Consider the following 13,035-nt stretch of genomic DNA (forward strand, 5'->3'; position numbering starts at 1 on the left):
AGAATAGTCCGGCCGGTTGGATTGGCCTGATCGGTGCGCGGGGTAGTTGGGGGGCATCGCGCACCTGCGGCGGTTGACGGAGCATCGGGCAGTGGGGGCTGCATGCTCTCGTCACTGGGCTTCTTCCAACCGGCCAGGTCCCTCCTTGAACGAATCCTCGATGTGACTTCAACGCCGCTTCTTCAGGCGGCTCGGCTGAAAACCTTGTCGCTTTCGCTCACTGCACTGCCTCCCTCGCAAGTGAAAGCATTCTCCGCAACGCTTGCCCGCGTCACGGGAGCTGACGCTCCGTGCTCAATTCAGATTGTTGGAGTGAACTTCGATCTTGTCCCGAAGCTACTGTGGGGGACGAAGATGACGCTGTCGGTTCGGTTTGCGACTCTCGCACGAAATTTTTTTTGAAATTGTCAACTCAGACCAACGTATGTTTACGGAGAGTGTTGTGCATAACCTGCATGCCGTGAGCAATGTGAGGCGCTTGCATCAGCGCGAGGTTGTGGAAGTATTCGCATTGGCCGCGCTGCGGTAAGTCGCCCGGCGAGCCTGCCCCAAACAAAAACCCCGGCATCGCTGCCGGGGTTTTGCGTGTGTGCCGAGCATGACCGGCAGCTTGGAGGTGGAAGTCCTCTATCCAGCCTGATGACGGTGAAGGATTAGCGAAGCGCAAGGGCGTCATCGCGAGGTGGGGTCTGAAGGAAGCGTGGAGCAAAGCCGCGGCCCGATGGACAAAAACCGGATAAACGAGGCCTACCCGGCCGGACGAGCGAGCACGTGATCGCGAAGTCCACGGTCATCGGGGCCGGGGTGGTAAATCCGGCGGGCGTGCGGCGAAGGCGGTCGATCTTACCTCGGGAGATCTGCGCTGCGTCTCGGCAACGAGACTGAGGTCGTCGTAAGGCGATCTGACCGCAGTGCAGAAGTCAGCAGAGGGCATAGTAGGCGGAACGAGTTTCGCCGAAGGCCTGAACGCTGGAAGTGACGAGTAGATGCAGCGATATCGCATCGGCCATGCGACTGAATTCCGGGCAACTGGCCTCGGAACGGCGGGAAGGGGTGAAACCCTGACTGACGCTGATCAGAGGAGTCGAAGCTGGCGCGACGATTGCTGACACCCAAACTACGGCGGCAACAGAACAACTCTTGCCGCTTAATCCAGCGAACCGCCGTATACGGACCCGTATGTACGGTGGTGTGGGAGTTGCGCCTTGCAAGCGCGTTGAAGTCTGCCGTCTGAGATGACGGCCGCGGCAAAGCCTAGCGAGCAGCCGCGAACCGAGTCTTGCGTGGCGTCCGGTAACGGCCGTTGCGAAGCGTAGACAGGGAGGTTGTAGGCCGGAATGAAGTGAACGGGAAAATAGCCCCGAAATCGAACGTGATCGGAGTAGCCGACCCTGTCTCTCAAAGGGGAAGGCGGAACCGCAGGCCGCGACAACGCGAGCGGTCAGAGGTGCTCCCGGGGTTCGTACCGCCAGCATGCAATCAAAGGAAGCAGCGTGAACAAGGGAGATCCATCCGGTTCAAGCGCAAGCTTGTAAGACCTGCCAAGCCGCTGAGGTGAGAAGGGTCTGACGACCGGGTGGAAGTCAGACTGACCGATAGTACTCCGAGGACGGGAGAGCCGGCCACATGGGGAAGCGGTCAGCGGTAGTTGAATTGTTCTTGGGCGACATGGGCTCCATTCAACGGGAGTTACGGCCTTCTATGCAAAGAGAAGATCAGCTGACCATGGAAACGAAACTTGAACAAATAGCAGTGAAAGCTCGGCGCGAGACAAATCTTCGCTTCACCTCGTTGGCCCATCACATCACGCGCGACCGAGTGCAAAAGAATCTATTACAGATTCCGAAGCGCTCCGCCGCCGGGGTGGACGGACAGACGGTGGAGGCGGCGAAGGAGAGCTTCGAGGACTGGATAGGGCCAATGCTCCAATCCATCCATCGCCAGGGATATCGGGCGCCGAACATTCGGCGGGTCTATATCCCCAAGCCCGGTAAGACGGAGAAGCGCCCCCTCGGGGTTCCAACTGTCGCCGACCGGGCGCTCCAGCGCAGCACGGCTGAGGTGCTGGCCGCTATTTACGAGCAGGACTTCTTACCCTGCTCGTTCGGCGGCAGGCCGAAGCTCAGCGCCCATCATGCCTTGGCGACCCTCAATGAGGTGATCGCCGGCGGCATGATCAGCTGGGTGTTGGAGGCGGATTTGAAGAACTTCTTCGGGAGTCTCGATCATGATCGGGTCCTCCGGTTTGTCGAACATCGAGTCGGTGATCCGCGCCTGATCAGCTTGATCCGGCGCTGGTTGAAAGCGGGCATCCTGGAAGACGGAGCGGTGCACCCGAGCGAACAAGGAACGCCACAAGGCGGATCGATCAGTGTGCTTTTGAGCAACCTCTACCTTCATTACGTTCTCGACCTCTGGTTCGAACGCGTGGTGAAGGGTCGGTTGCGGGGCGAAGCCCGACTGGTGCGCTATATCGACGACTTTGTGATCTGCTTCCAATATCGATCGGACGCCACCCGCGTACAGGAGGCCTTGCGTCTTCGGTTGGGGAAGTTCGGCCTCACTCTAGAGCCGACCAAGACCAAGTTGGTCGAGTTTGGTCGGTTCGCGCAAAGACATGCGGGCAAACGCGGCAGAAACCGCCCGGAAACAATCTACTTTCTGGGGCTGACGCTCTATTGCACGCGAAACCAAAAAGGCAACTTCAAGGTTGGGATGCGCACCGAGAAATCTCGGCTAAAGCGCAGCCTTATGTCTCTGCAGGAGCTGATGCGGCAAATACGGCATTACAAGATCAGTGACCAGGCCGATGAAATCAACCTCGTCCTGCGCGGCTACTATGGCTATTACGGCGTCGCCGGAAATCTCCGGAGCCTCGTAAAAGTCTATCGGGCCGTGGAGCGTTACTGGCGCGGAATGCTGCGCAGCCGCAGCTGGGCAGGCCGACGCCTCACTTGGGACGCCTTCAACCAAATCAAAGAACGGACACCGTTGCTGAAGCCTAAGCTGCGCCTCCCTTATCGGGAGCTGCAAGCGCTTGCAGTGCTGTGAACCAACTGTCGAAGAGCGTCGGTGCGGGAAATCCGCACGCCACGTTCTGTGGGAACCGGGGGCGGGCGACCGCCTCCGGTGACCCGGTGGGAGGGGCTGCGAGGCTCCCCCCTATCCCGATTTCGTTGTCGTTGAGCGAGATCCCGGCTCTGCGGTGCACCGCTTCGCGCTGCACCGCGTCCGGGACGACTTCGTCGCTTAGAAGTCCATGCCGCCCATGCCGCCGCCCGGAGGCATCGCGGGGCCGCCGGCGTTCTTCTTCGGCAGCTCGGCAACCATCGCTTCCGTGGTGATCAGGAGCGCGGCAACCGAGGCAGCGTTCTGGATCGCGGTGCGCACGACCTTGGTCGGGTCGATGATGCCCTTCTTGACGAGGTCGGCATAGTCGCCGGTCTGGGAGTCGAAGCCGTAATTGTAGGTCTTGTTCTCCAGGATCTTGCCGACGATGACCGAACCGTCTTCACCGGCGTTGATCGCGATCTGGCGAGCGGGAGCCGACAGCGCCTTGCGCACGATCTCGACGCCGGTCTTCTGGTCGTCGTTCTTGGTGCGCAGGCCCTTGAGCTGCTCGGAGGCACGGAGCAGGGCGACGCCGCCGCCCGGGACGATGCCTTCCTCGACAGCCGCACGGGTCGCATGCATCGCGTCATCAACGCGATCCTTGCGCTCCTTCACCTCGACCTCGGTCGCGCCGCCGACGCGGATCACCGCGACGCCGCCCGCGAGCTTGGCGAGACGCTCCTGCAGCTTCTCACGGTCGTAGTCCGAGGTGGTCTCCTCGATCTGCGCCTTGATCTGGGCAACGCGGGCGTCGATGTCGGCCTTCTTGCCGGCACCGTTGACGATCGTGGTGTTCTCCTTGTCGATCATCACCTTCTTGGCGCGACCGAGCATCTGCAGCGTGACGTTCTCGAGCTTGATGCCGAGGTCTTCCGAGATGGCCTGGCCGCCGGTCAGGATCGCGATGTCCTGCAGCATGGCCTTGCGGCGATCGCCGAAGCCCGGAGCCTTGACGGCCGCGACCTTCAGGCCGCCACGCAGGCGGTTGACGACGAGAGTGGCGAGAGCTTCGCCTTCGACGTCCTCGGCGACGATGACCAGCGGCTTGCCGGTCTGCACCACGGCCTCGAGCAGCGGCAGCAGCTCGTTCAGCGAGGAGAGCTTCTTCTCGTTGATCAGGATGTAGGCGTCGTCCATCTCAACGCGCATCTTGTCGGCGTTGGTGACGAAGTAGGGCGAGATGTAGCCGCGGTCGAACTGCATGCCCTCGACGACGTCGAGCTCGGTCTCGAGCGACTTGGCTTCCTCGACCGTGATCACGCCCTCGTTGCCGACCTTCTTCATGGCGTCGGCGAGGAACTTGCCGATCTCGGCATCGCCATTGGCCGAAATGGTGCCGACCTGGGCGATCTCCTCGTTCGAGGTGACCTTCTTCGAGTTCTTCTGGAGGTCCGCAACGACGGCTTCGACCGCGAGGTCGATACCGCGCTTCAGGTCCATCGGGTTCATGCCGGCGGCGACCGACTTGGCGCCTTCCTTCACGATCGCCTGGGCGAGCACGGTTGCCGTGGTGGTGCCGTCGCCGGCCGCGTCAGCGGACTTGGAGGCGACTTCGCGCACCATCTGGGCGCCCATGTTCTCGAACTTGTCGTCGAGCTCGATCTCCTTGGCGACGGTGACGCCGTCCTTGGTGATGCGGGGAGCGCCGAACGACTTCTCGAGCACCACGTTGCGGCCCTTCGGACCGAGGGTGACCTTCACCGCGTTGGCGAGAACGTCGACGCCGCGCAGCATCTTGTCGCGCGCCTCGACGGAGAATTTGACTTCTTTAGCTGCCATCTGAGTTTTTCCTTGAAAGATTTAACCTGGGAGGGAGGGAGGCGCTTAGGCCGCCTTCTTCTTGGAAGCGGGGACGTCGAGCACGCCCATGATGTCGCTTTCCTTCATGATCAGCAGGTCTTCGCCGTCGATCTTGACCTCGGTGCCCGACCACTTGCCGAACAGGACGCGGTCGCCGACCTTGACGTCGATCGGGATCAGCTTGCCAGCTTCATCGCGGCCGCCCGGGCCAACGGCGATGACTTCGCCCTGGGAGGGCTTTTCCTTGGCACTGTCCGGAATGATGATGCCGCCAGCGGTCTTCTCTTCGGCGTCGATACGCTTGACCACGACGCGGTCGTGAAGCGGACGGAATTTCATGCAGTCCTCCTAAACATTTGTAGATGCTCTAGATTTTTGGAGAGTTAGCAGTCCAGTCCAGCGAGTGCCAGACTGGTTGGGCAGGAGATAGGCCAAGCCTTGGCGGCGGGCAAGTGCCTCTAGCAGAAAAATTGGCACTCGTGAGTACCGCCTGCCAAGAGGATGCCGAGATCATTTCGGCATCCTTAATGCCGCCCAAGAGGGGTTGCCGGGGCTATTAGCAGATGCGGTAAGCTGCTGCCAACGCAAGAAATTTCAACAACCTATTAAACATTTAGGCTTGAGATGGGTTAGTCGCGTGCGTCACATTTCTCTCATGTGAGCGCATCCATTGCCGGTGGTCCGGCGGGGGAGGTCGGCCACCACGTGAATGCGCTCCGTCACAGGAGGTTGGCATGGTCTCGCGAGTTGGTGGGGTTGTTTCCGACGATTTCCGGAAGCAGTTGCTGGGGTACGGGCTGACGACGGCGCAAATCCTCTATCGGATGCCGGATCACCCCTCGTTGCTGCAGACCTATGTCTGGCAGAACTACGACCTGTTTCCGAAATTTCCGGCGCTGCAGGATTTCCTCGCGTTCTGGCAGGCGAAGCTCGAAGGCCCGCTGTTTTCGGTGACGGTGGCGCATTCCAAGCTGGTTAAGCCGGCCGAGCTGCGTGCCGTCGACGGCGTGTTCCGGCTGCATTGATCAGCAAACGTAGCAGGGCGCGGCTCTGCGCCTTTGCTCGCCTCGCGGCGCGCGACTTGTGTTAGCCTCTCTCCGTCACAAAAAGACGGGAGGCGAAACAATGGCCAAGAAGACGGCATCAAGATCGGCAGCCAAGACCGCGGTGAAGAAGAAATGGTCGGGGCTTGGCGCAGGCGCCAAGAAGACGTCCGCGAAATCGTCCGCGCGCAAGACCATCAAGTCGAAAGGCCGCGTCCCGGCGGCCAAGAAGAGCGCGCCGAAAGCCGCAGCCAAGGCGTGGCCGAAGCAGCGCGTCGCGATCAGCCATCACCGCGAAGAGGACTTCAAGGCCGACGGGCTGCGCGCCTACGCCAAGTACCGCGACCTCGGCATATCAGCCGCGTCGCATGGCCTCGCGCAGGCACATGTCATCCGGCTGCAGGGACCGTGCAATCCCGATGAAGTGTCGAAGCTGCACTTCCACGATGTCGACTTCCAGATGGTCTATGTGCTCAAGGGCTGGGTGAAGACCTACATGGAAGGCGAGGGCGAGACGCTGATGCAGCAAGGCAGTGCCTGGACCCAGCCGCCGCGCATCCGGCACATGATCCTGGACTATTCCGACGACGTCGAACTGCTGGAAGTGATCCTGCCGGCCGAGTTCAAGACGGTGGAGCTGAAGGCGTAGTGCTCACGCACTCGTCGTGGCCGGGCTTGACCCGGCCATCCAGCTTGCTTCGCAAGATTCTCCTTGGTCGATGGATGCCCGGGTCAAGCCCGGGCATGACGATTTTCTAGCTAGGGCTGTGTACCCATAAAACCGTCGGCGTGACTCTACGTCCGCTTTGCCCCGATAGCGACCAAGTTCGTGCGGCAACGCAAGATGTCGCGATGGGCCAACTGCCGACGTTCCAAAGTGAATGAGACCACCAACAGTTATTCTGTCGGCGCTATTGGAGGAGCGGCGTCAAGTAGCCCGAAACAGACTATCCCCGCAATCAGACTGCAAGACGATCCAAAGGAATCGAAACCCTTAACCTGAGCCCGCTCGGTAACCAATCATATTCCACCTTGCCGCCCAGTTGAGCGGCAATGCTGCGCTCCGCAAGCACACTCCCAAAACCCTTTGCCGAAGGCGCAGCAACAATCACTGGGCCGCCTGTCTCTTCCCATTCAAGATGCAAGTCCCCGCCTTGCGTGTCCCATGCGATGTTTATTGAACCGGTTGGTTCCGACAACGCCCCATACTTGGCCGCATTCGTAGTGGTTTCATGCAGCGCGAGTGCGAGGCTTGTAACGGCCATAGCACCCACGGGGACAGCTGGTCCTCTTACCATGATGCGTTCGCTGGACGCGTCATCTTCATACGGCCGCAAGACCGTTCGCACCACGTCTCCCACCGTCGTTCGCTCGCTATGCGCCTCCGTACCCATGATTCCAGGACGGATTAGGTCCTTGGCCTGCATTAGAGCGTCGAGACGGCCTCGTAACGATTGAGCCATCTCTTGCGGAGTTCTGGCTGACCGAGCGCTCAGACTTATGATGCCATGGAAAACGGCAAACATGTTCTTCACGCGATGGTTTGCCTCCCGAGCGAGCAACCGTTGGCGTTCTTGCGCAATTACACGTTCGGTAGTCTCACTAACGATGCAGAGTACACCGCCAGTTTCGCCAGCCTCGTTCTGAACTGGAGAATACGAGATGTCGAAATAAACTGTCTCTGGGTAGCCGTGCCGCTCAATGTAGAAGGGGCGGTCCTTCGCGAAGACTGTTTCGCCGGTGTCGAGGACGCGCCTGAGAAGCGGTCCTAAATCGTCCCACAGCTCGGCCCAATTATCGCGTGCTGGTCGCCCAAGTGCCTTTGGATGCTTCTGACCTATCGTAGGAGCATAGGCGTCGTTGTAGAGAGCGACAAATTCGGCTCCCCAAAACAGCACGATTTGTGCTTTGGCCGGCAGCATAAGGCTCACCGCGCTCCTGAGGTGCGTTGGCCACCCAACGATTGGTCCCAAGCTGGTGCTGGACCAGTCGAAAGACCGGATGAGTGCGGCAGCTTCGCCCTCAGCCCGCGGAAAATCGCCTTTTACTTCTCGAACAGTGCCCATGGCGATCAACAAAGCAAACATTGGAATCGGGAACAATGGCCCACGAAACACTGATGTCAACAGAGCAACGACGAGATGGGCATAACGAGCTGTCGCAACGGGCCATAAGCAGTCATCAACCGCCGCTGTAGGTCGGCGGTCGGCCGAGAATGTTCCCGCCACGACGCCAAATTAGCAAAAGAACTCAATGGCTTGGAACGTTGCGCCCCTCTGTAGGTTGGCTGACCAGCATCCGAGGAGCCAACGATGGTCCCCCAAGCGCAGCAAAAGAGCGAACGGATCAGGGTTTTGTTCGTGGAGGACGAATGGTTCATCCGATTTGACGTAGCTGAGCAGCTTCGAGGCGCGGGGTTTGAGGTTATTGAGGCGAGGACCGCCGATGACGCGATGGACTACATCTCATCAGGCGAGCGGATTGACGCGCTGATAACCGATATCCGGATGCCCGGAACCCTTGATGGTCTGGAGTTGGCTGGGAAGGTCCGCGTCATGCAACCGATGCTCCTTATCCTCGTTGCCTCTGGAAGCACAGAATTGGAGAGCGCAGCGAGCCGCGTAGGTAGGTTCATCAGCAAGCCCTACGATCCCAGGCAGATCGCGATGCTGATCGCGGAGATGCTCGGCCCGGCGCTGTAGTAAGCATGCAAGCAACAACTGTATTGATCGTCGAGCAGGACGTGCTCGTGCGCCATCCGCTGGCGGAGTACCTTCGTGAGTGCGGCTATCGCGTGATGGAAGCAACTCAACACGATGAGGCACGTGAATGCCTCGAAGGCGGGAAACACTGTATTGAAGTCGCCCTGATCGACGTAGGCGGCGCCACCGGCTCTGGGTTTGCTCTTTCTGCGTGGATACGGAGCAACTACCCAACTGTGAAGACAATGCTGGGCGCGACGGTCGGCAAGGTCCTCGCGCTCGCGGGTGACCTTTGCGAGGAAGGCCCGCAGGCAGCGAAGAAGCTGAATTATCGCCCCGTGTTGGATCACATTCGCCAACTGCTCGCGACCCGGAAGCCGCCGAAAATCACCAGCCGCGATACCCGCGCAGGATAGGTGGCTGCAAACAGTGCGCTCATCGCGCTGCCTTCGGAATTCCCCATGATCACCGCTTGTGATGCGCCAATTGTTGTATCCATGATGGCGCGAACGTCGTCCATGCGTTGCTCAAGGGAAGGAGCAGCGGAATCCGGTCGGATAGTCCGTCGCCCCTTTTGTCGAATGTAGTGACACGCGCAAAGGCTGAAAGCCGCTGCAAGAATGCCGTATATCCGGACGTTTCGTGCTGAAAATCGACGTGCGAGAACCCACCAAGAACCATGATGATGTCGATAGGTCCTTCACCCATCACTTGACAGGCGATATTGACCTCGCCGCTCAGAGCATATCTGGTTTCGGCTAAGGCGAACTCTGACATCCGGTCGTCGCGAGACCCGACAATTCTCCTCGGCTGAACTATGGGGGTCAGCGGATAAAGTCACCTCAGAAGTATGGCAATGTCCACAGCGGGTCATTCACGTCGAATCGCATCGGGCGGAGCCGCCGGTCGATGTCCGCAATGCTCCGTTTGCGTCCACGCCGGCACTGCGCGGCAAACGACGCTAGGGGCCAATAGCTGCCCCGCAATGTTAAGACGGCGGCGCGCACTTCGAAACTAACACCGGCACGTCCGGTCGAATCTTCCGTGCCAACGCGACGCGCTCGTCCAACCGCAAGTAAAATGGCGAAAACCCTCTGAGAAATCTGCTACACTCGATTTATGAAAACCTTTTCAGATAAGGTCCGCGACATCGTGCGCAAGATCCCAAAGGGGAAGGCCATGACGTACAAAGCTGTCGCTGCTAAAGCCGGCAATCCGAAGGCTGCGCGCGCGGTCGGTGCCATAATGCGCACGAATGACGACCCATCGATCCCCTGTCATCGCGTTATTGCAAGCGACGGCTCAATGCGCGGCTACGTGCGCCCGCGCCGTCGGCCGGCCCAACAATGATCCGCTTGGCAGGGAGCTTCACCGCGTCAGCACCGCCCCGGATTGCGCGGAGCCTGTCATCGCGCGACCCGTTGGCTCCATCCGGGCTACTGCGACTACGGCTGCGTCAGCATCCCCACGATCGCGCCCATCAGGCAGGTCGTCAGCGTGCCCGAGACGATCGACTTCAGCCCGAGCGCGTTGATCTCGTCGCGCCGCTCGGGCGCCATGATGCCGAGGCCGCCGATCATGATGCCGAGGCTCGCGAAGTTCGCAAAGCCGCACATCGCGTAGAGCATGATCAGCCGCGAGCGCGGATCGAGCGCGTCGGGGCCGAGCTTCGACAGGTCGACATAGGCGATCAACTCGTTCAGCACGGTCTTGGTGCCCATCAGGCTTCCGGCCGTGATCGCCTGCGGCCAGGGCAGGCCCATCAGCCAGCACACCGGCGCCATGACGTAACCAAGCAGGCGCTGCAGCGAAATCTTCGCGCCGCCGATCTCCGGCAGCAGGCCGATGATCGCGTTTGCCAGATACACCAGCGCGACCAGCACGAGCAGCATCGCGATGATGTTCATCAAGAGCTCGAGCCCGGCTGCCGTGCCCTTCACGATGGCGTCCATCGTCGACGACACCTGGATATCGGGATTGTCGAGCGATCCGCCGGTGCGCTTGCCGGACGTTTCCGGCACCATGATCAGGCTCACTAAAATAGCGGCCGGCGCGCCGAGCACCGAGGCGATGACGAAATGCGCGGCCGCATCCGGGATCAGCGGCGCCAGCAGCGTGGCGTACAGCACAAGCACCGTGCCGGCGATCCCGGCCATGCCGCCGGTCATCACCAGAAACAATTCGGAGCGCGTCAGCTGTGCGAGATAGGGGCGGATGAAGAGCGGCGCTTCGACCATGCCGAGGAAGATATTGGCCGCGGTCGAGAGCCCGACCGCGCCGCCGACGCCGAGCGTGCGCTCCAGGATCCAGGCCATGCCGCGCACGACAGGCGGCAGCACGCGCCAATAGAACAACAGCGTCGTCAGCACGCTCATCACAAGCACGATCGGCAGCGCCTGGAAGGCGAGGATGAAATCCGAGCCGGGCGCCTTGGGATCGAACGGCGCCGGGCCGCCGCCGACATAGCCGAACACGAAGGCAGTGCCGGCGCGCGTCGCGGCGGCGATGGTGCCGACGGCGTCATTGATCGCGCCGAAGGCCTGCGTCACCAGCGGCACTTTGATCAGCACCAGAGCCGTGACGATCGTGACGACAAGCCCGATCGCCGCCTGGCGCAGCGACACCTTCAGGCGATTCTCGCTCAGCGCCCAGGCGATCAAGAGCAACGCCACCACGCCGAACGCCGATTGCAACTGCAGCATCACGCCCCCAAGAACTCTCGCGGGATTATGGGCAGGGGCCTCGCGCAGCGCAATGCTGTTGCGCGTTCATCTCGTATCCATTGACAAGTTGCAGGCGCTCGGCCACGCAATCATCCATGTCCTCCGCCACGCCGGCCGGCGCCCGCGATCTGCTCGGCCACAGACCGTTCCTGTTCTTCTTGTCGTCGCGCAGCCTGTCGCGCTTCTCCAGCCAGATCGGCGCGGTGGCGATCGGCTGGCAGATCTATAATCTGACCGGCAGCGCGTTCGACCTCGGCATGGTCGGACTTGTGCAGTTTTTGCCGACGGCGCTCCTGGTATTCGTCGCCGGCCACGCCGCCGACCGCTTCGAGCGCAAGCGCGTGGTGCAGGCCTGCCAGATCGCGGAGGCGCTGACCGCATTGTTTCTCGCCGGAAGCACCTTTGCCGGCACCATCTCCGAGATCCAGATCTTCGTCGCGACCTTCGTGCTCGGGATCGCCGGCGCGTTCGAGAGTCCGGCGACCGCCGCGCTGTTGCCGCTGATCGCGCCGCAAGGCTCGCTGCAGCGGGCGACCGCGATCTCGAGCGGCGCGGCGCAGGTCGCGACCATCACCGGACCCGCGCTCGGCGGCTTCGCCTATGCCCTGATGCCGGGCGCGCCCTACGGCATCATGATGGTGTTCTGGCTGTTCGGTGCGCTGCTGACCGGCGGCATCGGCCGGCTGCAGCAGGCGCCGGTGAAGAACGGCGGGTCGTCGGACGACCTGTTTGCCGGCGTCACCTTCGTTCGCAGCAATCCGGCAATCCTCGGCACCATCTCGCTCGATCTGTTCGCGGTGCTGTTCGGCGGCGTCACCGCGCTGCTGCCGATCTATGCGCGCGATATCCTGCAAGCCGGTCCGCTCGGCCTCGGAATCCTGCGCGCTGCGCCCGCGGTCGGTGCGCTCTTGATGACGATGGTGCTGGCTCGGCACACCATCAACCGCCGCGTCGGCATGCGCATGTTCCAGGCGGTGATCGTGTTCGGCGTTGCGACGGTGGTGTTCGCGCTGTCGCACTGGATGTGGCTGTCGGCGCTGGCGCTCGCGGTGCTCGGCGCCGCGGATACGATCAGTGTCGTGATCCGCTTTTCGCTGGTGCAACTCGCCACCCCCGACGAGATGCGCGGCCGCGTCGGCGCGGTGAACTTCCTGTTCATCAACGCGTCGAACCAACTCGGCCAGTTCGAGAGCGGCGTCACCGCGGCGCTGCTCGGCACCGTGCCGTCGGCCGTGCTCGGCGGCGTCGCCACGGTCGCGGTCGCGCTGCTCTGGATGAAGCTGTTCCCGACGCTGCGGGACGTCGAGAAGCTGGAGTAGGGCACTTCCCTTACCTCGCCCCGCTTGCGGGGAGAGGTCGGATTGCGCAGCAATCCGGGTGAGGGGGACTCTCCGCGCGTTTGTCTCTCACCATCCTCGTGGAGACTCCCCCTCATCCCGACGTTCTCCCGCGCGCGGGGAGAAGGGGAAGATCAGCCCCGGGGCAAGCTTTTCATGATTTCGGAATAATGGAAAAGTATCGCTGATTTGCCCGACGTGTCAAGTTGCCGTGTCGAACGCCGGCAGCTGCCGGCTCCTTTGCATGGGGTTGTTTTCGATAATTTGGCAGCGTGCCCCGGCGCCGGCCGGCCGGGACAAGCCCGGCCGGCCGTCGTGA

At 61.5% G+C, this 13,035-nt stretch carries 12 protein-coding genes; 7 read left to right on the forward strand and 5 right to left on the reverse strand.

Features of this window, described 5'->3' with window-relative positions; genetic code table 11:
* Nucleotides 1–1,701 precede the first annotated feature (1,701 nt).
* Nucleotides 1,702–3,051 (forward strand): group II intron reverse transcriptase/maturase, encoded by a 1,350-nt coding sequence (gene ltrA / locus J2R76_RS02510; protein WP_253623740.1) that lies wholly within the window; start codon nt 1,702–1,704, stop codon nt 3,049–3,051.
* Nucleotides 3,052–3,249: 198 nt separating this feature from the next.
* Here ltrA and groL read toward each other — a convergent pair whose 3' ends face one another.
* Both groL and groES read right to left on the reverse strand, forming a co-directional pair.
* The gene (gene groL / locus J2R76_RS02515) at nt 3,250–4,890 is read right to left on the reverse strand and encodes a chaperonin GroEL (protein ID WP_076830236.1); all 1,641 of its coding nucleotides are present in this window, start codon (nt 4,888–4,890) and stop codon (nt 3,250–3,252) included.
* Between the two features lie 45 nt (nt 4,891–4,935).
* Nucleotides 4,936–5,250 carry a co-chaperone GroES gene (gene groES / locus J2R76_RS02520; protein WP_021077770.1) on the reverse strand — a complete coding sequence of 105 codons (315 nt, stop codon included), beginning with the start codon at nt 5,248–5,250 and terminating at the stop codon, nt 4,936–4,938.
* 395 nt (nt 5,251–5,645) lie between these two features.
* On the opposite strand from groES, the gene J2R76_RS02525 reads away from it, so the two are divergent.
* Nucleotides 5,646–5,936, forward strand: a complete 291-nt coding sequence (locus tag J2R76_RS02525) for an usg protein (protein WP_026192965.1) — start codon at nt 5,646–5,648, stop codon at nt 5,934–5,936.
* 100 nt (nt 5,937–6,036) lie between these two features.
* Complete coding sequence (locus J2R76_RS02530) at nt 6,037–6,603, forward strand: cupin domain-containing protein (protein ID WP_076830233.1); 567 nt, start codon at nt 6,037–6,039, stop codon at nt 6,601–6,603.
* Between the two features lie 310 nt (nt 6,604–6,913).
* Here J2R76_RS02530 and J2R76_RS02535 read toward each other — a convergent pair whose 3' ends face one another.
* Complete coding sequence (locus J2R76_RS02535; RefSeq protein ID WP_244558904.1) at nt 6,914–7,876, reverse strand: HWE histidine kinase domain-containing protein; 963 nt, start codon at nt 7,874–7,876, stop codon at nt 6,914–6,916.
* A 390-nt stretch (nt 7,877–8,266) separates the two neighbouring features.
* Between J2R76_RS02535 and J2R76_RS02540 the strand changes: the two genes are divergently transcribed.
* Nucleotides 8,267–8,656 carry a response regulator gene (locus J2R76_RS02540; protein ID WP_076830227.1) on the forward strand — a complete coding sequence of 130 codons (390 nt, stop codon included), beginning with the start codon at nt 8,267–8,269 and terminating at the stop codon, nt 8,654–8,656.
* Nucleotides 8,657–8,661: 5 nt separating this feature from the next.
* Nucleotides 8,662–9,072 (forward strand): response regulator, encoded by a 411-nt coding sequence (locus J2R76_RS02545; RefSeq protein WP_076830224.1) that lies wholly within the window; start codon nt 8,662–8,664, stop codon nt 9,070–9,072.
* A 49-nt stretch (nt 9,073–9,121) separates the two neighbouring features.
* On the opposite strand, the gene J2R76_RS02550 is transcribed toward J2R76_RS02545, so the two are convergent.
* On the reverse strand, nt 9,122–9,433 hold the full coding sequence (locus J2R76_RS02550) for a hypothetical protein (protein WP_076830221.1): 312 nt from the start codon (nt 9,431–9,433) through the stop codon (nt 9,122–9,124).
* Nucleotides 9,434–9,775: 342 nt separating this feature from the next.
* On the opposite strand from J2R76_RS02550, the gene J2R76_RS40925 reads away from it, so the two are divergent.
* Nucleotides 9,776–10,006 (forward strand): MGMT family protein, encoded by a 231-nt coding sequence (locus J2R76_RS40925; protein WP_076830218.1) that lies wholly within the window; start codon nt 9,776–9,778, stop codon nt 10,004–10,006.
* Nucleotides 10,007–10,101: 95 nt separating this feature from the next.
* Here J2R76_RS40925 and J2R76_RS02555 read toward each other — a convergent pair whose 3' ends face one another.
* Nucleotides 10,102–11,358, reverse strand: a complete 1,257-nt coding sequence (locus J2R76_RS02555; protein WP_253623741.1) for a NupC/NupG family nucleoside CNT transporter — start codon at nt 11,356–11,358, stop codon at nt 10,102–10,104.
* Between the two features lie 116 nt (nt 11,359–11,474).
* On the opposite strand from J2R76_RS02555, the gene J2R76_RS02560 reads away from it, so the two are divergent.
* Complete coding sequence (locus J2R76_RS02560; protein ID WP_253623742.1) at nt 11,475–12,698, forward strand: MFS transporter; 1,224 nt, start codon at nt 11,475–11,477, stop codon at nt 12,696–12,698.
* Nucleotides 12,699–13,035 lie beyond the last annotated feature (337 nt).

It is taken from the genome of Bradyrhizobium sp. USDA 4532, from assembly GCF_024171315.1.
Classification (GTDB): domain Bacteria; phylum Pseudomonadota; class Alphaproteobacteria; order Rhizobiales; family Xanthobacteraceae; genus Bradyrhizobium; species Bradyrhizobium australafricanum.

What these genes read in the sequence shown, in the direction of transcription:
- ltrA (WP_253623740.1), top strand. Translation starts at nt 1,702, where the DNA reads ATGCAAAGAGAAGATCAGCTGACCATGGAAACGAAACTTGAACAAATA.
- groL (WP_076830236.1), bottom strand. Translation starts at nt 4,890, where the DNA reads ATGGCAGCTAAAGAAGTCAAATTCTCCGTCGAGGCGCGCGACAAGATG.
- groES (WP_021077770.1), bottom strand. Translation starts at nt 5,250, where the DNA reads ATGAAATTCCGTCCGCTTCACGACCGCGTCGTGGTCAAGCGTATCGAC.
- J2R76_RS02525 (WP_026192965.1), top strand. Translation starts at nt 5,646, where the DNA reads ATGGTCTCGCGAGTTGGTGGGGTTGTTTCCGACGATTTCCGGAAGCAG.
- J2R76_RS02530 (WP_076830233.1), top strand. Translation starts at nt 6,037, where the DNA reads ATGGCCAAGAAGACGGCATCAAGATCGGCAGCCAAGACCGCGGTGAAG.
- J2R76_RS02535 (WP_244558904.1), bottom strand. Translation starts at nt 7,876, where the DNA reads ATGCTGCCGGCCAAAGCACAAATCGTGCTGTTTTGGGGAGCCGAATTT.
- J2R76_RS02540 (WP_076830227.1), top strand. Translation starts at nt 8,267, where the DNA reads ATGGTCCCCCAAGCGCAGCAAAAGAGCGAACGGATCAGGGTTTTGTTC.
- J2R76_RS02545 (WP_076830224.1), top strand. Translation starts at nt 8,662, where the DNA reads ATGCAAGCAACAACTGTATTGATCGTCGAGCAGGACGTGCTCGTGCGC.
- J2R76_RS02550 (WP_076830221.1), bottom strand. Translation starts at nt 9,433, where the DNA reads ATGTCAGAGTTCGCCTTAGCCGAAACCAGATATGCTCTGAGCGGCGAG.
- J2R76_RS40925 (WP_076830218.1), top strand. Translation starts at nt 9,776, where the DNA reads ATGAAAACCTTTTCAGATAAGGTCCGCGACATCGTGCGCAAGATCCCA.
- J2R76_RS02555 (WP_253623741.1), bottom strand. Translation starts at nt 11,358, where the DNA reads ATGCTGCAGTTGCAATCGGCGTTCGGCGTGGTGGCGTTGCTCTTGATC.
- J2R76_RS02560 (WP_253623742.1), top strand. Translation starts at nt 11,475, where the DNA reads ATGTCCTCCGCCACGCCGGCCGGCGCCCGCGATCTGCTCGGCCACAGA.